The organism is Martelella radicis, assembly GCF_014196625.1.
GTDB classification, from domain to species: Bacteria; Pseudomonadota; Alphaproteobacteria; order Rhizobiales; family Rhizobiaceae; genus Martelella; species Martelella radicis.
Genome location: NZ_JACIDZ010000017.1, coordinates 29,375 through 51,890 on the forward strand (window position 1 = coordinate 29,375; position 22,516 = coordinate 51,890).

Below are 22,516 nucleotides of genomic sequence, written 5' to 3' on the forward strand. Positions count from 1 at the left end.
TTGGAAAACTGTTCATTGACAAAACAATTTATTCCAGGCTCTACTCTCGCTTGGGAGTTGAGGATATTTCATGAAGATCGAAGGCGAAGTGGCGCTGGTCACAGGGGCGGCAAGCGGCCTCGGCGAGGCGACGGCAAGGAGACTTTCCGCTCGCGGCGCGAAGGTCGCCGTCGTTGATCTGTCCACCGAAGCCGCCGAAAGGACGGCGGCAGATATCGGCGGCATGGGCTATGGCGCAGATGTTTCCGACACATCGGCTGTCGAGGCGATATTCGCGGCGTTCACGGCAAAGCACGGCACACCGCGCATCGTGGTGTCCTGCGCCGGGATCGGCACCGCGTCGCGTATTCTGCCGCGCGACGGGTCGCTGACGATCGGCCTTTTCGAACGCACGCTTCGGGTCAATCTTCTGGGCACTTACACGGTGATGAACATAGCCGCTCGGGCCATGGCCGCTGCCAAACCGGTCGATGAGGATGGCGCGCGCGGCGTGATCGTCAACACCGCGTCGGTCGCCTATGAGGACGGGCAGATCGGCCAGGCTGCCTATTCCGCCTCCAAGGGCGGGGTTGCTTCCATGACTCTGCCGGCTGCCCGCGAGCTTGCCCGTTTCGGCATCCGCGTCATGACCATCGCGCCCGGCCTTTTCGAGACGGGCATGAGCTCGGGCCTGCCTGATGATATCCGCGCCGAAATCCTCGCCAACGTGCCCTTTCCGAGCCGAATGGGACTGCCCGATGAGTATGCCCGGCTGGTGGAGCAGATCGTCGAAAATCCGATGTTGAACGGTTCGGTGATCCGGCTTGATGCGGCCGCGCGGATGCCGGCGAAGTAGGGCCGGCAGAGACAAGGACGAGAAAGAGCGAAACGCATGACGAAGACCCATTTTGACAGCACCGACATTCTGACGATCGACGTCGACGGTCCGGTCGCGACGCTCACCATGAACCGGCCTGAAAAGCGCAACGCGATGTGCGACGCGCTTCTGGAAGCGCTCGACGCCTTTTTCTGCAAACCGCCGGAAGACGTGCGCGTCATCATCCTGACTGGCGCCGGCGGTCATTACTGCTCCGGCCTCGATCTTGCCGAACACATCGCCCGCGATGCGGAGGGTACGATGCACCATTCGCGCAACTGGCACCGGGTGATGGAGCGCATCCAGTTTTCCGGTCTTCCGGTCGTCTCGGCCATGTTCGGCGCGGTCATCGGCGGCGGACTCGAGCTGGCGTCTGCCACCCATGTGCGCATCGCCGAACCCTCGACGATCTTCCAGTTGCCGGAGGGCATGCGCGGCATCTTCGTCGGCGGCGGCGCAACGGTCGGCGTCGGCCGCATTCTGGGGCCCGACCGGATGCGTGAGATGATGCTGACGGGCCGAAAATACGATGCTGAAGAAGGGCTGATGCTGGGTCTGACCCATTACAGTGTCGGCGAGGGCGAGGCGCAGCCGCTGGCGCGCAAGCTTGCCGCGAAGATCGCGAAGAATGCCCAGCTCTCGAACTACATGATGATCCAGGCGATCAGCCGGATCGCAGACATGCCGCGCGCCGACGGGCTCTTTACCGAGAGCCTGTGCGCGGCGGTTTCGCAGACGAGCGCGGATGCCGAGGAAGGCCTCAACGCTTTTCTGCAGAAGCGCGCGCCGGTCTTTCGCTAGGCCGGATTTCCCCGCCCGCAGGGAGTGAGCGGTCGGGAGAACCACGCACGCATCGTCAAGTCGGTCTACAGGGAGGAGAACCGTTATGACTGATAAGCTGAAAATGACCCGCCGCACGGCGCTGGCGGCACTGGGAACGGCGCTGGCCGCCCCCGTCTTCCTGCGCCAGGCGCATGCGGCGGAGGTGACGCTGAAACTGCATCACTTCCTGCCCGCCATGGCGCCGGTGCAAAGAAACGTGTTCGAGCCCTGGGCCAAGGAGATCGCCGAGGCCTCCAACGGGGCGATCGAGGTGCAGATCTTTCCGGCCATGCAGCTTGGCGGCAAGGCGCCGCAGCTTGTGGACCAGGCCCGCCAAGGCATCGTCGACATCGCCTGGACGCTGCCGGCCTATACACCGGACCGTTTCCCGGTCGGCGAAACCCTGTCGCTGCCCTTCATGGTCACAGATGCGGAGAAGACCTCCGTGGCCATGGACACGCTCATGCGCGAATACGGCCAGAACGAATACAAGGGCATGAAACCGCTCGCCTTCCATACCCATGCCGGCGGCAAGCTGCACACCCGTGAGAAGGCCATCACCTCGACCGCGGATATGGCAGGCATGCGGCTTCGCGCCCCGAGCCAGTCGACCGGCGCAATGCTGAGCGATCTCGGCGCGGAAGTCGTGTTCTTCCCCGTTACCGAAATGGTGGTCGGCCTTTCGAACGGCGTGATCGACGGGTGCTGCCTGCCTTTTGAAGTGGTGCCGGCCTACAAGCTGCAGGAACTGACGAGCTATTCCGCCATGCCCGCCCCCGGCAATCGCGGCATCTATACCAATACCTTCTCGCTGGTGATGAACGAGCGCGCCTATGAGGCCATGCCCGACGACGCCCGCAAGGTGATCGATGCACATTCGGGTCCGGCACTGTCGAAGCGTCTTGGCGCATCCTTCGACATGGCGGAGGCCCACGGCGAAAAGATCGTCAGGGAGAACGGCAACACGATCGTGGAGATCCCCTCGGGTGTGATCGCCGAATGGCGCAAGGCTTCCGAGCCGATCACCGCCAACTGGCAGAAGAAGCTCGATGACAAGGGCTACGACGGCGCGGCAATCCTCAAGCGCGCAAACGAACTGCTGGACCAGGGCTGATCGATGGCGGAAAAAGCTCCGTCCGGTCCCGTGGAGCGGGGGGCATCGCGCCCCCGCTTCGTCTGGCTTTACCGGCTTTGCCTCATCTCCGCCGGCGCGGGCGGCCTGGCCGCCTTCGCCGCGGCGCTGATGGTCACGCTTTCGGTGCTGATGCGCATTTTCGGCTTTGGCGGCATCCGAGGCGATTTCGAGGCGGTCGAACTCGTCTGCGCGGCCTGTGCCTCGCTGTTTCTGCCCTATTGCCAGTTCACGAAAGGGCATGTGATGGTGGATCTGTTCACCAACTGGCTGTCCGCCGCCGGCCAGAACCGTCTCGACGGCTTCTGGACCGTGCTGTTCGGGCTCGGCTGGTCGGTGATCTGCTGGCGACTGACCCATGGCCTGGAGACGATCTACGGCTATGGCGACCGCACCATGCTGCTCGGCTTTCCCGTGTGGATGATCTACCTGCCGGCCGTTGCCGGAACCGGGCTTTCGGCTCTCGTCGCCTTCGTCACCGGCATTGACGACCTGGTAAACGCCCGTGCGCCCGCCCCCTTGAAGGAGGGCGTCTGATGGATCCATTGGCCATCGCGCTCGGCATGATCGTCATCCTGCTGGCGCTGATCTTCGTCAGGATGCCGATCGCGCTCGCCATGGGCGGCGTCGGCGCTGCCGGCTATATCCTGCTTGGCGGCTCTTCGAGCCTGATCTTCTATCTCGACACCGCATGGGTCGACAAGTTCATGTCCTATGAGCTGGCGATCGTGCCGCTCTTCATCCTGATGGGTCACATCGCCACCCGCAGCGGCATTTCCGCGAAACTCTTCGGCGCATCGAACGCCTGGATCGGGCATTTTCCCGGCGGACTTGCGATGGCGGCCGTTGCCGGCTGCGCCATGTTCGGCTCGATCTCGGGCTCTTCGCTCGCCACCGCCTCGACCATGGCGCGCGTGGCGCTGCCGGAAATGCGCCGCCACGGCTATTCGGGAGCGCTTTCGGCCGGATCGCTTGCCGCCGGCGGCACGCTTGGCATCCTCATCCCGCCCTCGGTGGTGCTGATCATCTACGCGCTTTTGACCGAGCAGAACATCGTCAAGCTGTTCCTGGCGGCGACGGTCCCGGCAACGATCGCGGTTATCGGCTTCTTCCTCGCGATTGCCATCTTCGTGCGGATTTTCCCCGAACAGGGCCCGACCCACGACCCCGTGCCCTATCGGGAGCGCTTTCGCGCCGTGCTCGGCATCTGGCACATCGTCGGCATTTTCGTCGTCGTGCTCGGCGGCATTTATGGTGGCTTCTTCACGCCAGCGGAAGGCGCATCGGTGGGCGTGGTGCTGACGCTCCTTGTCGGCGTCCTGAGCGGCGGCCTCACATTCCGCGCTTTGATCGGATCACTGATCGACACGGCTGCGGCCTCCGCGATGATTTTCGCCATCGTCTTCGGCGCCGATATTTTCAACGTCGCCCTCGCCTTGAGCCGGATGCCAACGGATATCGCCGCCTGGTTCGGCCAGTCGGGCCTGCCGCCGATGATTGTGATGCTAGCGATCGTCGTCTTCTATCTGATCATGGGCTGCGTCATGGACAGCCTCTCTATGATTCTTCTGACCGTGCCCGTGTTCTTCCCGACCGTAATGGCGCTCGATTTCGGCCTGACGGCAGAGCATACGGCATTGTGGTTCGGCATCATCACGCTTGTGGTGGTCGAGGTGGGCATGATCACGCCGCCGGTCGGGATGAACCTCTTTGTCATCTCGTCCATGGCAAAGCATATTCCGTTGAAAACCATCTTCGGCGGCACCATCCCCTTCATCCTGTCGGAGCTTATACGCATCATCTTGCTGATAGCATTTCCCGCGCTCAGCTTCTGGCTCGTGGACCTCGTCGCGGGCTGAGAGAAAGGACAGAAATGGCCAGACCCGAAAAGACAGCAATTCCGGAAACCGACCGCAACGCGCCGGCCGTCGGCGACGAATTGCTGCGCCAGTTCATCGGCTACAACATGAAGCGCACCTTTCTCGTCGTTCGCGAGGACATGCACCGCGTGCTGGAGCCGCTCGGGCTCAAGGTCGCGACCTTCTCGGTGCTTTCGGTGGTTGTCGAAAATCCTGACATCTCCCAGTCGCAGCTCGCCCAGGCGCTGAAGCTGGAGCGCTCCGGCATGGTGGTTCTGGTCGATGCGCTGGAAAATGACGACCACATTTCACGCAATCGCGTGCCGGGCGACCGGCGCACCTATGCGCTGCGCGCCACGCCGAAGGGACGAAGGCTTTGGGAAAAGGCGCGGACCGTGGTCGAGGCGCATGAAGAAGCGCTGTTTGGAGCCGTCTTGAACGAAGAGGAGCGCGCTCTTCTTCTGAACCTGCTCCAGCGGGTAAGCCACGCGCTCTAACAACAAGACGACGGCCGCCGGCGGTCGCAAGCGGGAGGTCGGCCGATCCGGAGGGGGGCTTACCGCCGCCATCGAACCGACACGAGGAGAGGCTTTCCGCGCGGCACCGCCCGGACGCCCGGGGAGGAGAGAAATGAACGTTCTCGCAAAGGAACTGACGCTTGTTCCACATTCGGTGAACATCGAAAGGCGGGGGGACGGAGCACTGTTGGCAACGACCAATGTGCCCCTCGATCCGGTTGTGGAGCATACCGGCAAATGGCTGGAGAAATGGGCAAAGGAAACCCCGAACCGCGTTTTCCTGGCCGAGCGGTCCGGAAGCGGCTGGCGCGCGCATGGCTACCGCGAAGTGCTGGAGATCGTTCGCGCGCTTGCAGCCGGTCTTCTTGCGCGCGGCCTCGGACCGGAGCGACCGATCCTGATCATGTCCGGCAACGGCGTCGACCACGCGCTTTTGTCGTTTGCCGCGCAATATGCCGGCATACCGACAGCACCGCTCGCCGAACAATACTCGCTGATCGAGGAGGCTCACGGACGGCTCGCCTACGCGATCGCCAAGATCAATCCGGCGCTCGCCTTTGTCGATGATGCGGGCAAGTTCGCCGCCGCCCTTTCGCGGCCGGAGTTTGATGATATCCCGGTCGTCGCGGTAAAGACCGAAGGCGCGCCGCGCGCCGTCATTGCCTTTTCCGACCTGATGAAAGGCGATCCGGGCGTGGACCTTGAAGCCGCTCATGCGAAGGTCGGACCCGACACGCTCGCGAAGCTGCTGTTCACATCCGGATCGACCTCCAACCCCAAGGCGGTGATGACCACCCAACGGATGATGTGCGCAAACCAGAGCCAGATGGCCTCGGTCCTGCCCTTCATCAAGGAGCGCCCGCCGGTGATCTGCGACTGGCTGCCGTGGAACCACGTCTTCGGCGGCTCGCACAATGTCAACATGATGCTCGCCCATGGCGGCAGCCTCTATATAGACCACGGCAAGCCGACGGCGCGCGACATTTCAACCAGCATCGAGAACATCAAGATGCATCCGGGTAATCTCGCCTTCAACGTCCCGGTGGGCTTTTCCATGCTGGTTCACGCCATGGAGAAGGATCTTGCGCTGCGCGAAGCCTTCTTCGGCGATCTCGACATGCTGTTTTACGCCGGTGCCTCGCTGCCGCAGGACATCTGGACAAGGCTTGAGGATATGGCGATGGAGGTGCAGGGCCGCCTGCCGCTGATGATCGCCTCCTGGGGCATGACCGAGACCGCGCCCGCCACCATCATGCTGCACGAACAGATCGGCCGCTCGGGCGTGGTCGGCGTCCCGCTGCCCGGCACCGAGCTCAAGCTGATGCCGGACGAGGAGATGCGCTGCGAACTCAGGGTCAAGGGCATCAACGTCATGCCCGGCTATTTCGGCGATCCGGAAAAGACCGCCGAAAGCTTCGATGAAGAAGGTTTTCTCATCACCGGCGACGCGCTGCGCTTCGTTGACCCCGACGACTACGACCGGGGGCTTTATTTCGATGGCCGCGTCTCGGAGGATTTCAAGCTGATGACGGGCACCTGGGTGCAGGCCGGGCGACTTCGTCTCGATGCGCTCGATGCTCTCAAGGGGCAGGTGCGCGATGTCGTGATCTGCGGCCACGATCGAGGGGAGATCGGCCTCTTCATCTTCCCACTGCCCGACGCCGTGCATGACGGCAACACATCGGAGGGCGCGGTCATCGACGCCCATCTGCAGGCCGCGATCCACTGGGAGCTCAGGCTCCTGGCGCGCAAGGCCACCGGCTCTGCCCGGCGCATCGCCCGCGCCATCATCCTCTCCGAGCCGCCGAGCCTGAAGGATGGCGAGATCACCGACAAGGGCTCGCTCAACGCCCGCAAAATCATTACCCGCCGCGCCACATTGCTGGAACGGCTTTATGATAATCAGGACCCGGCCCTGATCCGGGTCTGAAGGACAAAGACATGGTTGATTTTTCCAAGGTACGCGCCATCGATTTCCATACCCACGCCGAGGAAAGCTGCGGCTGCCACGCCGATGACGGCTATGACGATCTGCAGTCGGCGATGGCCAAATATTTCAACGCGCCCTGGTCCCATCCGCCGACCATCCCTGAGACCGCTGCGCACTACCGCGAAATGAACATCGCGGCCGTGATCTTCCCCGTCGACGCCGAACGCGAGACCGGTTATCGCCGCTACAACAATTACGAGGTGGCAGAGGCCTGCGCCAAGGAGAGCGATATCCTCATTCCCTTCGCCTCCATCGATCCGGCCAAGGGCAAGCTCGGCGCGCGCGAGGCTCGCGATCTGGTGGAAAACCACGGCGTCCAGGGCTTCAAGTTCCATCCCACCATGCAGGGCTTCTATCCCAATGATCGGATGGCCTATCCGCTCTATGAGGCGATTGCCGAGACCGGCAAGCCTGCGCTGTTTCACACCGGCCAGACCGGCGTCGGTTCCGGCATGAAAGGCGGCAACGGCATGCGGCTGAAATATTCCGATCCGATGTATATCGACGATGTCGCGGTCGACTTTCCCGACATGCCGATCATTCTCGCCCATCCCTCCTTCCCCTGGCAGGAGGAGAGCCTGTCGGTCGCCCAGCACAAGCCGAATGTCTATATTGATCTCTCCGGCTGGAGCCCGAAATATTTCCCGGAGATCTTGGTGCGCTACGCCAGTACGCTGTTGAAGAAGAAGATGCTGTTCGGTTCCGACTGGCCGATGATCGCGCCGGAAAAATGGCTCGACGCCTTCGACAAGGCGGCCTTCCGCGACGAGGTGCGCCCGCTGATCCTGAAGGAAAACGCCATGCGGCTTCTGGGCGTGGAGGCCTGAGATGATCCCGTTTACGGCCCCCGTTGACGATATCCTGTTCTCGCTGCACGATGTCGCCCGCGCCGACCGTCTGCCCGATTGGGACGAGGCGCTGGCCAGCGAGATTATCGGCCATTTTGCAGATTTCGCCGAAGGCGTGATCGCCCCGATCAATGCCACGGGCGATGCCGAGGGCTGCCGTCTGGAGAATGGCCGGGTGAAGATGCCGGAAGGCTTCGCCGATGCCTTTCGCCAGTTGGCGGACGGCGGCTGGCAGGGGCTGACCGCACCGGAAGATTTCGGCGGCATGGGGCTTTCGCCGGTTATCGCGTCCGCCGTTTCGGAGATATTCTCCGGCGCCAACCACGCACTGCAAATGGTCTCGAGCCTCGTGCCGGCAGCCGTCGAGACGCTGTTGCGCTTCGGCACAGAGAAGCAGCAGCAGGACTGGATCCCGTCGCTGATCTCGGGAGAGACGCTGTCGACCATGTGCCTGACCGAGCCCGGCGCCGGTTCCGACCTCGGCCGCATTCGAACCACGGGCCGCAGGGACGGCGAAGCCTGGCGGCTGAACGGCGAGAAGATCTTCATCTCCGGCGGCGATCAGGACATCTCCGACAACATCCTGCATCTGGTCCTCGCCCGCACTGGCGCGCCCGATACCGGCGTGAAGGGGCTGTCGCTGTTCCTCTGCGACAGACAAGGCGCCGGCGACGCGATCAAGATCACCCGGATCGAGGAGAAGCTCGGTCTCCATGCCTCGCCCACCTGCCAGATGGCCTTCGACGATACCCCTGCCGAACTGATCGGCGTCGAGGGCGAAGGCCTGAAGGCGATGTTCACGGTGATGAACCACGCCCGCATCGATGTTTCGCTGCAGGGCGTCGCCCATGCCGCCCGCGCTTCCGCGATCGCCACAGCCTATGCCGGCGAGCGCCAGCAGGGCCGCAAGAAAGACGGAAGCCCGGCCATGCTCTCGGACCATGCCGATGTGCGGCGCATGCTCGACGAACAAAGGGCGCTTGCGCTCGGAAGCCGCGCCATGTGCCATGTGGCGCTGGTGGAAATGGCGCTTGGCGAACGCCCGGCGCTCGTCGATTTTCTCACCCCCGTGTGCAAGCTGTTTTCCTCCGAGGCCGGCATCCGCGCCGCCGATCTCGGCATTCAGGTGCTCGGCGGCTATGGCTATCTGACCGAATACGGCCTGTCGCAGGTCTGGCGCGATGCCCGCATCACCGCCATCTACGAGGGCGCGAACGGCATCCATGCCCTGACCACGGCAACGCGCGGCCTGCGGCTTGAAGGCGGTGCGGGGGCAGATGCCTTCTCCGACCTGATCGGCGAGCTTGCGGGAGAAGAAGACGAGGTGATCACGCTTGTCACCGCCTGGCAGGACTGGCGCAAGCGGCTTCTTGCCGCCGACGACCCCTCCGAGGACGCTCACAACTTTTCCGTGTTCACGGCGAACCTCTTCTACCGGGCCATCTGGTGCCGGATCGGAGCCGTCTCGGAGGACCCGGCCATGGCCGCGCTGAAGCGCCGCGTTCTTTCAGCCTCCCTGCCCGTGCGTCTCTAGAGCATCGGGTGGTTAGCGGGCATTGCCCGGCGCTTCGGCCACCTTCGCATCACACACGCCGGTGCAGCACTTGCCGGGGGCGGCAGATCCGCGCACAATGCGTCCATTGTTCACAGTCCGCACAATGGAGCAACCGTGGACCGGCCGACCGACATCATCGCCTCCTTCGCCAAGGGCCTGCGCGTCATCACCTGTTTCGGCGCGGACACGCCCCGGCTTTCGATCGCAGAAGTCTCGGCGGCGACCGGGCTCGACCGGGCCACGGCGCGGCGCTGCCTGCTGACGCTGCATGCCGAGGGTTACGCGAGCTATGACGGCAAATATTTCGCGCTGACCCCGCAGGCGCTGAGGCTCGGCATGAGCGCGCTCAACGCGCTGCCGCTGCCGCAACTCGTCCAGCCCTGGCTCGACCAGTTGTCCGAGCGGATCGGCCAGTCCTGCTCGGTCGCGATCCTCGACGGAACCGAGATCGTTTACATCGCCCGCGCGGCGCAGCGGCGGGTGATGTCGATCGGGCTGATGCCGGGCTCCAGGCTTCCCGCCCATTGCACCTCTATGGGCAGGGTTCTGCTAGCTGCCCTCCCCCAGGCCGAGGCGCGGACGCGGATCGACGCCACGGACCTCTCGCCGCGCACGCCGGCCAGCCTCTCCTCGCCCGACGATATCATGGAGAAGATTGCCGCCGCGCGGCGCGACGGCTTTGCGCTCATCGACCAGGAAGTGGAAACCGGCCTGCGCTCGATCGCCGTCCCCGTTATCGACGGTCGCGGTCGCACGCTTGCCGCACTCAACACCGGCATGGCCGCAACCGCGGAACCTGCGGAAACCCTGATCGAAACCTATCTTCCGCAATTGTTGAAGATGCAGCAGAACCTCCGCCGGATCGTCTAGCGCCTAATCCGCGTTGGTCGAGAAGCGCTCGCGATAGTCGCTTGGCGTCACACCCTGCAATGCGCGGAAGCGGCGCGAAAAATAGGAGGGATCACGGTAGCCGAGCCGGTAGCCGATCTCGGCGACGGCCTCGCGCGTAAAGGCGAGCAGGCGGCAGGCCTCTGCAAGAACGGCGTTCTCGATATACTCCGTCGCGCTCTGGCCCACGGTTTCGCGGCAGATCCGGCTCAGATGGCCCGTGGTGATGGAAAGCGCGCGGGCGTAGTCTCTCGGGCGCCAACGATCGGCCAGATGTTCGGCCAGAAGCGCATCGAGACGCTGACGCTGGCGATCATACCCGGAAGCCGCGGGATCGCGCGCGCCAGCCTTTCCGGCTGCGATCGCCGCAAGGAAGGCCTGGGTAAGGCCGACCAGCAATGCGCTGCGATGGAAGCGCGCGACATGGAAACACTCGCTCAACTGGCCCAAAATACCGAGCACGGTATCATCCGCCGCCCCCGAAAAGGACCGCGAAAACCGATCATTGAGCTCTGCCGAAGCAGACGCGACGCCGGACACCACGAAGGCGGGAATCGAGATCACATGCCCGTCCGAACCGCCAGCGATGCTGAGCGAATGTACCGCCTGCGGCGCGATATAGAGAAACTGCCCGTCGCCGAGAAGGCTCCTCTCCTGATCGATACGGATCGCGGCCTCGCCGCGATGCATGATGAAGACCTGCGACATCTGTCCATGACGATGCGCGCCGATATGCCAGTCATGGAGCGGCGCGCGATCGCGAAAGCGTTCGCAGTGAACAACATCCGGAAAGGGAGCAGTCTCCCCGAACAGGCTGAAAACCGGTATGTCGCGTGTCTTTTCCATGCACGCTTTCTACCATCATCCACACGGCCTGTCGCCTTCTGGATCCTTCAGCGACGGTTTCTCAGCCCGCCGTCGAAGTCGACGACATTGCCGGAGATGTAGCCGAGCGCCGGCGAGGCCAGCGACACGATCAGCCGGGCAACCTCGTCCGGCTCGGCAAGGCGGTCGAAGGGAAGGTTCTGCAAGACATCGCGCCAGCGTTCTTCGTCGCCATAGATGCTTTTCGCCCGGCCGCGCGCCACCTTTTCCACCCTTTCGGTCCCCGTTCCGGCCGGATTGATGCCGAAGACCCTGACATTCCAGTCGGTCGAACGCGACCCGACGGCCTCGGTAAAGGCGATCAGCCCCGCATTCGCGGCGCTGCCGGCGACATAGTCGAAGCGCGGCGCGCGGCCGAGATCGCCGATGATGTTGATCACCGTCCCGTCCCGGCGCGCCTTCATGGTTTCAAGCACAAGCTGGGTCAGGTGGATATAGCCGAAGACCTTCAGCTGCCAGGCCTTTTCAAGCTCGGCAAAGGGAAGACTCAGGATATCGCCGCCGGGAATGGCGCCGGCATTGTTGACGAGGATATCGACCGGGCCTGCCTCCTTCACCAGTCTTTCGCGCTCGCCTGCCTGCGAAAGATCGGCGGCGATGATGCGGACGTCAAAGCCGGAAAGCGCGGCTTGCGCCTTTTCCAGCGCCTCCCCGGAGCGCGCGGCCAGAACGAGCGAGCAGCCTTCCCCGGCAAAGGCTCTGGCCGCCGCGAAGCCGATGCCTTTCGAGCCGCCGGTGATCAGGACGGTCTTGCCTTGGAGTTCGAGATCCATTCAGACGGCCGCCGCTTTGGGGACGGCCGCAGCCTTGGCATGGGCATGGCGCATCTCGTGCATGATCTCCGCCTTGTAGGCGACGAATTCCGGCGAGGTCAGGTCATCAATGCTGCGCGGGCGGGCAAGCTCGATGTCGATCTCGCGAGCGATATGCGCCGGACGCGCCGACATGACGCAGATGCGATCCGCCAGAAGCACCGCCTCGTCGATGTCATGGGTGACGAACACCACCGTCGTCTTGTGCTTTTGCCAGATCGACAGCAGAAGCTCCTGCATGGTCAGCCGCGTCTGGGCATCGAGCGCGCCAAACGGCTCGTCCATCAACAACGCGCGCGGCTGCATCACCAGTGCGCGAGCGATGCCGACGCGCTGGCGCATGCCGCCGGAGAGCTGCGAGGGATAGGCATGCTTGAAATCCGTCAGCCCGACCATGTCCAGCATGGCATTGACCTCGGGCTCGTAGTTCATGCGGGTCGAGCCCTGCAGCCTTCGGCCGAAATTGACGTTGTCGAACACCGTGAGCCAGGGGAAAAGGGCCGCCTCCTGAAAGACGACGGCGCGCTCGGGCGCGGGCTTGGTGATCGGTCCGCCGTCGAAACGAACCTCGCCTTCCGTATTCGCCTCGAAGCCTGCGAGGATATTCAACAGCGTCGACTTGCCGCAGCCGGAGGGGCCGAGCAAAGCGACGAACTCTCCCTCGCGGATCGAAAGGTCGACATTGTCGAGCGCGCGCACCGGTGGGTTTCCGGGATAGGTCTTGGCGACGTTGGTAATTTCGATATTGGCCATGATCTTGTCCTTCACCGCGTCCCGCCGGCAGCCTGCCAGGCAAGAAGGCGATGCTCGATGATGAGAATGATCCGGTCGCTCAAAAGGCCCATCAGGCCGATCGTCGCCATGTCGGCGATCACCACATCCATGCGGCCGACATAATAGGCATCCCACAGCACATAGCCGAGGCCGGATTTGACGGCGACCATCTCGGCGACGATCACCGCCGTCCAGCCGATGCCGAGGCCGATGCGCAGCCCGGTGAAGATCGACGGCAGGGCAGAGGGCACGACCACCTTCAGCAGCACGTCGCGACGGTTGGCGCCCAGCATGCGGGCGGCCCGCACCAGGTTCTTCTCGACATTGCGCGCGCCCTGTGTGGTGTTGATGACGATCGGATAGAACGCGCCGAGCGCGATCAGGAAAATGGCACCGAAGCTGGAAATGCCGAAGACGGCGATCGAAAACGGCAGCCAGGCGGTGATCGGGACCGGGCGCAGAAGCTGGATGGTCGGGTCGACGGCTTCGGCTGCAAGCCGGCTCCAGCCGATGAAGATGCCGGTCGGGATGGCGACGACGATTGCGAGCGCGAAACCCTGGGCGACGCGGATGGTCGAAAAGCTCAGACTGTCCCACCAGGTACCGCTATAGGGATTGAGCCCCATGCCGGAGGCGCCGAAAGCCCAGGTCTGCCAGCCTTTCCAGACGCGATCCGGCGTCGGCAGAACGCCGCCGAAAAGCGAGCCATTCGTGCCGCTCACCTGCCAGATGACCAGAACGGCAATCGGCAGGATCAACGCGATCAATGTACGCCGGATATTGAAACCGCGAACGGCTTTCCAGGCTCCGCTCGCCCGTCTTGCGGTCATCGAGCCGGTCGTGCCGAGCGCTGCGCTTGTCTGTTCCATTCTGTTCTTTTCCAGCGGCAGGCTTCAGCCGCATTTCAATTGGCGTTCGGCAGGCGCAGCCAGAGCGCCTGCCGGTTGCTTGGGTCGAAAGGTCAATAGGACTTTGCTTCCTCGACGATGGTCTCGTCCCAGTGATCGGGAATGTCGCCGGAGACATCTTCCTGGATGACGCCGAGTTCGGCGAAGGCCTTGGCCTGGGCGGCGGCCTGCTCGGGCGTGACGACGGAACCGAGGGTGATCGCCTTGGAGGCCTGTTTGGAAAGCTCGAGGTCAAGGCCGGTATGGGCCGCATAGGCCTCGGCAAAGGCCTCCGGATCATCGGCAAGCGCCTGCTGCGCCGCAAGATAGGCCCAGACGAACCGCACGACGGCATCGCGCTTTTCCTCCAGCGCGTCCTTGGAGGCGACCATCATGCCGAGCTCGGCGCCGACGGACTGAGACGTCGAATAGTCGAGATTGGTGGCGAAATGGCCATAGCCTTCCAGAACCGGGATGGATTCGAAGGGCTCCCAGGTGATGATCGCATCCACATCGCCGCGTTGCAGCGCCTGGTCGAAGGCGGCGCCGCCGCCCTGAATGTTCACGGCCTCGAAGCTGTCATAGGGAATATCGTTCTCGATCAGCGTCGCGGCGAACTGGAACCAGACGGCGGAGCCGGGCGCGATGCCGACCTTCTTGCCGGCAAGGTCGTCCCAGCTTTCCATTTCAACGCCGTTGCGCACGACGGGATATTTGGCAGAGGAGCCGACGCCCATGATGCCGTAGACCGCATCCGAGCCCTGAGCGAGCGCGATCGGAAGGTCCGCCGGGCCGACGGTTGCAATATCGAGCGAGCCGGCGAGAAGCGCGGTGCGCGTATCGGCATAGCGCGAGAATTCGACCATCTCGATCTCGACATTGAGCGGATCCAGCATCTCCTGGACGAGCTGCAGCGGCGCCAGATGGCCGACCTTCTGATAGCCGACGGTCAGCGTGGTTTCGGTCTCAAGCGGCGCCGGCTCTTCGGCATGCGCCGTGATGGCAGGGGTCGCGATCAGGCCTGCCGAAACGGCGGCTATCGCGAATGCATTCGACAGATTTCTCATCAATCACCTCTGGAGTTGTTTGTTCTTGTCCGGCGCCCTGGCCCCTGCAGCACGAGAAAGGGCGGAAGCCTCGCGACGGCAGGCTATCGAGCAACCGCTCCCTGCAGGTTTCTGCGGAAGCGCATGAGCAAAAGCGCCGTGAAGACTAAACATTGACACGGGCGATGCCGTCCATGACGCACGCGCTCTAGCAGCTATGCCGCAATGCATGATCGGCTGTCCGGGCATGATCGACGGGAGAGGGACGACGCCACCGCTTGTCCTCAGACGGTCTCGCTTTCCGCCGGCTCATCGACCGCAGAAGCGGCAGCAATCTGCAGCTGTATGGCGCGGCGAACCTCGCGCATGGCGGAGGTGAACGGCTTGTTGGGGACGCTTGCCATCAGCATGACATTGAGGAGTTCCGGACTGGTGATGCGCCAGGCCGAGAACTCGCCATCGGCAAGCTGACGGTTGACGCAGCCGATCGGCAGGATGCTGAAGAACGGCTCGACCTGGACGAGCTTGGTGATGGCGGCGATCGCGTCGATCTCGATCTCGATATCAAGCGTGACGTTCATCTCCCGCGCGGTGCGGTCAATCAGCCGCCGGAGACCATGGCTGTCGCCCTGCAGGATCAGCGGCAGGTTGGCAACGGTATCGAAGGACACGGTTCCGATAACGCCTTGCGGATCCGGCAGGATATCCGTCGCGGACGGTCGCCCGACCAGATAGAGCGGCTCGGACATCAGCGGCTCGAGCAGAAGCCCGGAGGACTGGCGCGATTCGTGGACGATGCCGATATCGATCTTGCCCGCGGCCATCCATTCGCAGATATGGCCGGAAAGCCCGTCGATGATGTGCAGCTTGATGTCGGGAAACTGCCGGCGAATGCTCAATAGCAGCGAGGTCGCGATCATGGCGCTGACCGACGGCGGCATGCCGACCGTCACCGTTCCCGACGGCGCATCGCGATCCTCGGCCAGTTCGGCGCGAATGCTTTCCAGATCGCCGAGCACGCTGTCGGCCACGGCGAGAAAGCGCTTGCCGGCATCCGTCAGCGCCACGCCGCGTCCGTTGCGGTAGAAAAGCTTGGTCGACAATTCGCTTTCAAGCCGGCCGACCTGTCGGCTGAGCGCCGGCTGCACGACCATCAGCTCCGACGACGCCCTGGAAAAACTGCCCGCCCGCGCAACGGCGCAGAAATATTCAAGCTGCTTCATTTCCATGATGCGTGATTGCTCCTTCGGGCATAGCTGTTAGACCGGTGAGATCGGCTCACAATCCCGTTTGCCCATAATAAGTTCGTCGCCGACGGACCGGTCGGATGATCCGGCGCCCGTCGCTGAATGAACACTATGCAAGTTTTGCGCCAGACGGACCGCTTCGCGCGGCATCGTTTCGCACGATGGCGAAACGGCTGGCTCGCAGGCCTTTTGCCAGAAGGGAAGAGCTCATGATCGCCTCCAATCCGCGCATTCCATATCGATTGGCCGATGACCATGATGCCCTGCCCGCTTTCAACGACCGGCGCATCGTTGTGCAGTTCGTCGTCAATATGGAGCACTGGCGCTTCGACCATGCGATGCCGCGCGGCATTTCCACGCCGCCGCAGGGCCGCGCCGCCATTCCCGACATTCCCAATTTTGCCTGGGCCGAATATGGCATGCGCGTCGGCATGAAGCGCTTCTTCGATCTCTTCCGCTCGACCGGCCTGCCTGCCTCCGCCAGCCTCAACGCCAATGTCATCGATGTCTATCCCGAATGCGCGGAGCAATCCGTCGCGCTCGGCTGGGAGTTCATCGGCCACGGGCTTTACCAGCAGGCCGTCCATACGGAACCGAACGAGGCGGAGATCATCGAAAGAAGCCTTGAGCGGCTGAAGGCCTATACCGGCGTCAAGACGCGCGGCTGGCTCGGACCGGGCCTTGGCGAAAGCGAGAAGACGCCGGATATTCTGAAAGGCCTCGGCATCGAATATCTGCTCGACTGGGTGCTGGATGACCGCCCCTGCCGGATGGAGACGAAGAATGGCCCGCTTCTTTCCGTGCCCTATACGCTGGAGCTGAACGACAGCACCGTCTACGCCGTGGAAAAACACCGCACCGGCGAATTTCTGAACCGCGTCAAGCGTACGCTCTATGCCTTCGAGCGCGAAGAAGCCAGCGGCACGGTCATCATGACGATCGCGCTTCATCCGCATCTCATGGGCGTTCCCCACCGGATCACCGAGCTCGTCGAGATGGCCGAGGCGCTGATGGCCCACCCCGATGTGACTTTCGCCCAGCCGGGAGAGGTGGCAAGCTGGTTCGAGGCGCTCTGCAGCGATACGGCAAAACAGAAGACGGCATGAAGCTCATGGATGAGAAGGACACTGTGCGGGCGATCGCCGAGGCCGCCGGCCTCACCCGCATTCTGGCGATGGATGAGGAAGATATTCAAAGCGCAGCGGCGAGCGCCCGCGCCTTTCGCTCCGCGCTTGTCGAAAAGGACACGCCAGCCGATGAGCCATGGCCGCCGATGACCATCGGGAGGCCTGATGACCGCACCTGAATTCGCCTCTGCAGAAGAAATCGGCGCGCTTTATCGCGACCGCAGGCTTTCGCCTTGCGAATATGTCTCCGACCTTACCCGGCGCATAGAAAGGCTGGACCCACATCTCAACGCCTTCATCCATTTCGATGCAGAAACCGCCGCAAGACAGGCCGAGGCCCTGACGGCGGAGCTTGATGCCGGAAGGACGCGTGGACCGCTTCACGGCATCCCCGTCGCCATCAAGGACATTATCGATGTGGAAGGCGTTCCCACCACCTGCGCCTCGCACACGCGACAGAACGCGATTGCGGCGGACGATTCCCATGTTGTTGCCCTTCTGCGACGGGCCGGCGCCATCATTTTCGGCAAGACCAATACGCATGAATTCGCCTGCGGGCGGCCGAGCTTCGACCTTCCGGTTCCCCCGGCGCGCAATCCGTGGAACCCGGATCATCACCCCGGCGGCTCCTCGTCCGGCTCCGGTGCGGGCGTGGCCGCCGGCCTGTTTCCGCTGGCCTTGGGAACGGATACGGGCGGCTCCGTGCGCCACCCGGCAAGCGCCTGTGGCATTGTCGGCTTCAAGCCCACCTATGGCGCGGTGTCACGGCGCGGCGTGTTTCCGCTCGCCCAGACGCTCGATAGCATCGGCGCGCTTGCCCGCACCAGCGCCGACGCCGCGCTGCTGATCGATGCCATTGTCGGCGTGGACACAAAAGAACCGTCAACCACGCCCATGCCGTGGAAGACCTGCGCGGAGGGCGACACCTCCTCTCTCAAGGGCCTGAAAATCGGCTATATCCGTCAGTTTCACACTGAGGATCTTGTCGCGCCCGACGATACGGGGAGGCTGATCGACGGCGCCGCCGCAACCCTTGCCGCGCTTGGCGCAGAGGTCGAGGCGGTCCGCCTGCCGCCGCTTTCCTCCTTCTTCGCGGTCAACCGCATTCTTCTCTCGGCTGAGGGGTTTGCTGTCCACGCCGACCACCTGCGCACCCGCCACGAGGACTATGGCCGCCTGACACGCCGGGCATTGCTCGCCGGCGCTTTCCTGACGGCGGAAGATTATGTGCGGGCACAGAAGCAGCGCAAACGCCTCGTCGAGGCCGTCAACGATGCTTTCTCGCGCTATGACATCCTGATTTCGGCGAGCTCGATGGAGGCCGCAGCACGGCTGGACGATCCGGCGGAGACGGCCCGCACCTATACGCGACAGGCGCGAACGCCGTTCAGCGTCACCGGCCATCCGGCCTTGAGCGTCATGGCGGGACTTTCCGATGATGGCCTGCCGATCGGCGTCCAGCTTGCGGGCCGCGCTTTCGAAGAGCCGAAGCTGATTGCCGTCACCCGCGCATTTGAAGACGCGCGCGGTCTGCCGATGACGCCGCCTGCCCTATGACGCGGGACCGGATGATCTTCGGTGCGGGGCGCATGGCCGCAACCGCGATTGCCGCTGCGATCGGCGGCGGCGTCGCAAATGCCGCCGGCATTCCGCTCGGCTTTCTGATCGGCGCGATGTTCGCGACGGCGGCCCTCTCGCTCTTCAACCTGCCCGTCGCCGTGGTGCCCAACAGCCGGCAGGCGGCGCAGGGGCTGATCGGCATTGGCGCCGGCCTTCGTTTGACACCGGAGGTCGCCGAGCGTCTGGCCGGCCTCTTCCCGGTCATGCTGGCCTCGGCCTTCGCCCTCATCCTGGCGGCCTGCCTCATATCGCTTGCCATCAGCCGCCTCACCCGGCTTGACCCGGACACTGCCTTTTTCATGAGCCTGCCCGGCGGTATCGCCGAAATGGCCGTGCTCTCCGAGCGCTATGGCGGCGTGCCCGGCCTGGTCTCGATCGGCCAGTTCCTGCGCATCCTGTTCGTCACGCTCACCATTCCGCAAATCGTCTTCGCCTTCGGGCGCGACGGAGCGGTGCAGCCGGAAATACCCGTCCCCCACGCGGAGGTCGTGATCCTTCCGCTGATCGTTCTGTGCATCGCGGCTATCGTTCTGGCGCGGCTCTTGAGCGGAAAGCGCGTGCCCAATGCCTGGCTGCTTTCCGGCATCATCGCCGGCGCGGTGGCGGCGCTGTTCGAGTGGCATACGGCCGTGCCGGTGGAAGGACTGGAACTGGCGCAGACCTTCATCGGCATCTCGCTCGGCGCGCGCTGCACCCGCGCCGTCTTCCGCGACGGCTATCGCTTCCTGCCGGCCAACCTCGCCGGCACCGCCACGCTCGTGGCGTTCTCCACGGCTCTCGCCTTCGTCATCGGTCGCGCCTTTAACATCGACACGATCTCGCTCATCCTGGCGCTGGCGCCGGGCGGCATTGCCGAGATGTCGCTGGTCTCCGGCCAGATCGGCGCGGATACCGTGCTCGTCGTCGCCTTCCATCTGGTCCGGGTGGTGATGGTGCTGTCGCTTGCCGTCCTCCTGCGGCGGATTTTCCTGCCGAAAGAGCGGAACGGATAGGCAGACGGAGCGCGCGCCGTCCGCGCCGAAATCCGTTTTCTTCAACGCAGAACGGCGTTTGGCCGCCATGTAATCCCGTGCCGAATGCAGCCTTGCGCCTGCCCCCGACTTTTCCTGCGAAAGCGCGTGCTTCACCAGGCGGGCTGCTCATTTCCACGATGTCCTATATAGGACTTGCCAATATTTTAAACATGTGCGTTAATTTAGGCAGAAAAACCTACGAAGGACATCCTCATGCCCTCTGGTATGCCATCCCGCTCCAATATGGCGCTCCATCGCCGGATCTCGGAACAGATCCTGACCGATGTGGAAAACGGCCGCTGGCTTCCCGGCGATCAACTCCCATCCGAGGATCAGCTTGCCAGCGAGATGAATGCCAGTCTCGGCACCGTGCAGCGGGCGCTGCGCTCGCTGGTGCAGATGGGCGTTGTCGAACGCCATCACGGGCGCGGCACCTTCGTTTCCGGCGCCCGCGCGCTTGAGGAACAGCTCCAGCATTTCCGCTTCCACGCCGAAGGCAGCGAAAAGCTGCTGCCGGTCTATTTCAAGATCATCAGCGTTGAGGAAACCACGGAGACCGGCCCCTGGAGCCATTTTCTCGATGAGGGCGATCCCAATTTCCTGCACATCAGCCGGATTGTGTCCGTCAACGACGAATTCGAGGTCTACAGCGAGATCTACCTGCCGGCCGAACGCTTCGCCGATATTGCGCGCATGAGCGAGAAGACGCTGAACGGCGTCTCCTTCCGCGACCTTCTGGCCGAGCGGTTCAACGCGCCAACACTCAACACCCGCCAGACCATGTCGTGCCAACCCTTTCCGCCACGCGTTGCCCGCAGACTTTCGGTGCCAGCCGGCCAGTACGGGCTTGTCTGGACCATATGCGGCATGAGCTACCGCGACGCCCCGATCACCTGGCAGCGCATTTTCGTGCCGCCGAGCGACCGTGTCATCGAAATCGGTTCGTTCTCGCCCAAGAACGCCAACAGCAACAAGAGTTCCGCCTGACCGTCAAAAGACGGCGGCGACACAAGCGGGCAAAGATCCGCATCAACGACCCATATAACCAGGAGAACAGCAATGAACGCATTCAGCATGGAATTGTCGCATCTTGCGACCGGACTGACCCGTACGGCGAAGGCAGCGGCCTTCGGCGCCAGCCTCGCCATCGCCGCCCTCTCCTCCTCCGCGCTCGCGCAGGACTACCCCGAGATGACGCTCAAATTCGGTCATCCCTACAATGAGAGCCATCCGCTCGCCCAGGGCGCCCAGATGTTTGCCGATATAATCGGCGAAAAGACCGGCGGCAATGTCGATATCGAGGTCTATCCCAACTCCACGATCGGCTCCTCGCGCGAGCTTGTCGAAAGCATGCAGATCGGCGTCGTCGATTTCGCACTGGTGCCGACCACCAATGTGGCGAGCTTCTATCCGCCGCTCGACATCTTCTACCTGCCCTTCCTGTTTCGCGACAGCGAACATGCCTATGCCGTCTCCGACGGCCCCGTCGGCGAAGAACTCTATGCCGGTCTTCTGGCGGAAACCGGAATCCGCACGCTCGGCATGTTTGAAAGCGGCTTCCGCACCATCACCACATCCGACAAGAAGATCGAAGCGCCGGAAGACATGCAGGGCGTCAAATTCCGCGTCGTCAACAATCCGCTGAACGTTGCCACCTTCAAGGCGCTCGGCGCAAACCCGACGCCGATGCCGCTGTCTGAAGTCTTCACCGGTCTGCAGCAGGGCACGGTCGAAGGCCAGGACAACCCGGTCGGCAACGTCAAGGCCTTCGGCTTCGACAAGGTGCAGGACTATATCACGCTCTCCAACCACCAGTGGGCCGGCATCATGTTCCTGGCCGACGACAAGATGTGGGAAGTCCTGCCGGAAGATCTGCAGGCGCTGTTTGCCGAGACCGCTCTTGAAACGCAAACATGGGAACGCGCCGAGTTGCAGAAGGTCGAACAGCAGTATCTCGACGAAATGGAAGCCGACGGCATGACGGTGACCGTGTTGACGCCCGAACAGGCATCGGCCTTCCAGGAGGCGATGGAGCCGGTCTGGGCCGAATACGGCCCGAAGATTGGCCAGGAACGCATCGATGCCGTCGTTTCCACCCAGTAAGCCGCCGCATCGCGGTCAGGAGGCGGTCATGCCCAATCTTGTGAAGTCGCTGGATCTGTCGGAACGTCTCCTGACGGTGCTCTGCGTCGTTGCCTTCATCGCGATGTTCGTGCTCGGCATCGCGACGGTGGTCTTCCGCTTCATCATCGAAAGCTCGCTCGCCTTTCCGGACGAACTGATCCGCTATCTGTTCGTCTGGATGATCGCGCTTGGTTCGGCGGTTGCCTTCAGGCGCAACATGCATGCCGCCATCGGCGTCGTCGTCGAGCGGTTCCCCGTGCGCCTGAAGAGGGGCAGCCTGTTGTTTTCAACGGGCTGCAGCCTCGTCTTCTTCGTGCTGGTCTTCTGGTATGGCCTGCATCTGATGCTCAGGGTGAGGCCGCAGATTTCCCCGGCGCTCGAGATATCCATGGCCTGGGTCTATGCCGCGATCCCCGTCGGCATGGCCTTCCTGGCGGTCTATGCGGTCGAACTGTTCGTCCGCCAGACGCGTGCGCCCGCCGACGAACTGACCGCCCAGAGCGCCTGATGCCT

23 protein-coding genes are annotated in these 22,516 nt (G+C 63.4%); 17 read left to right on the top strand and 6 right to left on the bottom strand.

Annotation, left to right across the window (positions count from 1 at the left end):
- Positions 1-70: 70 nt before the first annotated feature.
- The 10 genes from GGR30_RS20145 (at position 71) to GGR30_RS20190 (ending at position 10,450) form a co-directional block, all read left to right on the top strand.
- Positions 71-835 carry an SDR family NAD(P)-dependent oxidoreductase gene (locus GGR30_RS20145; protein WP_183490412.1) on the top strand — a complete coding sequence of 255 codons (765 nt, stop codon included), beginning with the start codon at positions 71-73 and terminating at the stop codon, positions 833-835.
- A 36-nt stretch (positions 836-871) separates the two neighbouring features.
- On the top strand, positions 872-1,657 hold the full coding sequence (locus GGR30_RS20150; RefSeq protein WP_183490416.1) for a crotonase/enoyl-CoA hydratase family protein: 786 nt from the start codon (positions 872-874) through the stop codon (positions 1,655-1,657).
- Between the two features lie 85 nt (positions 1,658-1,742).
- Positions 1,743-2,792, top strand: a complete 1,050-nt coding sequence (locus GGR30_RS20155) for a TRAP transporter substrate-binding protein (RefSeq protein ID WP_210288120.1) — start codon at positions 1,743-1,745, stop codon at positions 2,790-2,792.
- Positions 2,793-2,795: 3 nt separating this feature from the next.
- Complete coding sequence (locus tag GGR30_RS20160) at positions 2,796-3,347, top strand: TRAP transporter small permease (protein WP_183490419.1); 552 nt, start codon at positions 2,796-2,798, stop codon at positions 3,345-3,347.
- On the top strand, positions 3,347-4,669 hold the full coding sequence (locus tag GGR30_RS20165) for a TRAP transporter large permease (protein WP_183490423.1): 1,323 nt from the start codon (positions 3,347-3,349) through the stop codon (positions 4,667-4,669). Before GGR30_RS20160 ends, GGR30_RS20165 begins: the two co-directional genes overlap by 1 nt.
- A gap of 14 nt (positions 4,670-4,683) precedes the next feature.
- Positions 4,684-5,166, top strand: a complete 483-nt coding sequence (locus GGR30_RS20170; RefSeq protein WP_183490426.1) for a MarR family winged helix-turn-helix transcriptional regulator — start codon at positions 4,684-4,686, stop codon at positions 5,164-5,166.
- Positions 5,167-5,299: 133 nt separating this feature from the next.
- On the top strand, positions 5,300-7,117 hold the full coding sequence (locus GGR30_RS20175) for a feruloyl-CoA synthase (RefSeq protein WP_183490429.1): 1,818 nt from the start codon (positions 5,300-5,302) through the stop codon (positions 7,115-7,117).
- Positions 7,118-7,128: 11 nt separating this feature from the next.
- Positions 7,129-8,004 (top strand): amidohydrolase family protein, encoded by an 876-nt coding sequence (locus GGR30_RS20180; RefSeq protein ID WP_183490432.1) that lies wholly within the window; start codon positions 7,129-7,131, stop codon positions 8,002-8,004.
- A gap of 1 nt (position 8,005) precedes the next feature.
- Positions 8,006-9,559, top strand: coding sequence for an acyl-CoA dehydrogenase family protein (locus GGR30_RS20185; protein WP_183490435.1), 1,554 nt, complete (start codon positions 8,006-8,008; stop codon positions 9,557-9,559).
- A 135-nt stretch (positions 9,560-9,694) separates the two neighbouring features.
- On the top strand, positions 9,695-10,450 hold the full coding sequence (locus tag GGR30_RS20190) for an IclR family transcriptional regulator domain-containing protein (RefSeq protein WP_183490438.1): 756 nt from the start codon (positions 9,695-9,697) through the stop codon (positions 10,448-10,450).
- A gap of 3 nt (positions 10,451-10,453) precedes the next feature.
- Here GGR30_RS20190 and GGR30_RS20195 read toward each other — a convergent pair whose 3' ends face one another.
- The 6 genes from GGR30_RS20195 to GGR30_RS20220 all read right to left on the bottom strand — a co-directional run bounded on the left by GGR30_RS20195 (position 10,454) and on the right by GGR30_RS20220 (position 16,101).
- On the bottom strand, positions 10,454-11,314 hold the full coding sequence (locus GGR30_RS20195) for a helix-turn-helix domain-containing protein (RefSeq protein ID WP_183490472.1): 861 nt from the start codon (positions 11,312-11,314) through the stop codon (positions 10,454-10,456).
- Between the two features lie 47 nt (positions 11,315-11,361).
- Entirely contained in the window at positions 11,362-12,126 is a 765-nt protein-coding gene (locus tag GGR30_RS20200) for a short-chain dehydrogenase/reductase (protein ID WP_183490475.1), read from the bottom strand.
- Positions 12,127-12,918 (bottom strand): ABC transporter ATP-binding protein, encoded by a 792-nt coding sequence (locus GGR30_RS20205; RefSeq protein WP_183490478.1) that lies wholly within the window; start codon positions 12,916-12,918, stop codon positions 12,127-12,129. It lies immediately after the preceding gene.
- Between the two features lie 11 nt (positions 12,919-12,929).
- The gene (locus GGR30_RS20210; RefSeq protein WP_210288121.1) at positions 12,930-13,808 is read right to left on the bottom strand and encodes an ABC transporter permease; all 879 of its coding nucleotides are present in this window, start codon (positions 13,806-13,808) and stop codon (positions 12,930-12,932) included.
- Between the two features lie 92 nt (positions 13,809-13,900).
- On the bottom strand, positions 13,901-14,893 hold the full coding sequence (locus tag GGR30_RS20215; protein ID WP_183490481.1) for an ABC transporter substrate-binding protein: 993 nt from the start codon (positions 14,891-14,893) through the stop codon (positions 13,901-13,903).
- A gap of 263 nt (positions 14,894-15,156) precedes the next feature.
- On the bottom strand, positions 15,157-16,101 hold the full coding sequence (locus tag GGR30_RS20220) for a LysR family transcriptional regulator (protein ID WP_183490485.1): 945 nt from the start codon (positions 16,099-16,101) through the stop codon (positions 15,157-15,159).
- Between the two features lie 227 nt (positions 16,102-16,328).
- On the opposite strand from GGR30_RS20220, the gene GGR30_RS20225 reads away from it, so the two are divergent.
- The 7 genes from GGR30_RS20225 (at position 16,329) to GGR30_RS20255 (ending at position 22,511) form a co-directional block, all read left to right on the top strand.
- Complete coding sequence (locus tag GGR30_RS20225; RefSeq protein WP_183490488.1) at positions 16,329-17,225, top strand: polysaccharide deacetylase family protein; 897 nt, start codon at positions 16,329-16,331, stop codon at positions 17,223-17,225.
- Positions 17,222-17,425, top strand: coding sequence for a hypothetical protein (locus GGR30_RS20230; protein WP_183490491.1), 204 nt, complete (start codon positions 17,222-17,224; stop codon positions 17,423-17,425). Before GGR30_RS20225 ends, GGR30_RS20230 begins: the two co-directional genes overlap by 4 nt.
- The gene (locus GGR30_RS20235) at positions 17,412-18,803 is read left to right on the top strand and encodes an amidase (RefSeq protein WP_183490494.1); all 1,392 of its coding nucleotides are present in this window, start codon (positions 17,412-17,414) and stop codon (positions 18,801-18,803) included. The genes GGR30_RS20230 and GGR30_RS20235 overlap by 14 nt, the downstream gene beginning before the upstream one ends.
- A 32-nt stretch (positions 18,804-18,835) precedes the next feature.
- Complete coding sequence (locus GGR30_RS20240) at positions 18,836-19,858, top strand: AbrB family transcriptional regulator (protein ID WP_183490497.1); 1,023 nt, start codon at positions 18,836-18,838, stop codon at positions 19,856-19,858.
- 234 nt (positions 19,859-20,092) lie between these two features.
- The gene (locus GGR30_RS20245; protein WP_183490500.1) at positions 20,093-20,866 is read left to right on the top strand and encodes a GntR family transcriptional regulator; all 774 of its coding nucleotides are present in this window, start codon (positions 20,093-20,095) and stop codon (positions 20,864-20,866) included.
- A gap of 72 nt (positions 20,867-20,938) precedes the next feature.
- The gene (locus tag GGR30_RS20250; RefSeq protein ID WP_183490503.1) at positions 20,939-21,982 is read left to right on the top strand and encodes a TRAP transporter substrate-binding protein; all 1,044 of its coding nucleotides are present in this window, start codon (positions 20,939-20,941) and stop codon (positions 21,980-21,982) included.
- A gap of 28 nt (positions 21,983-22,010) precedes the next feature.
- A complete protein-coding gene (locus GGR30_RS20255) occupies positions 22,011-22,511 on the top strand; it encodes a TRAP transporter small permease (RefSeq protein ID WP_183490506.1) in 501 nt (166 codons plus the stop codon).
- Positions 22,512-22,516: the final 5 nt, after the last annotated feature.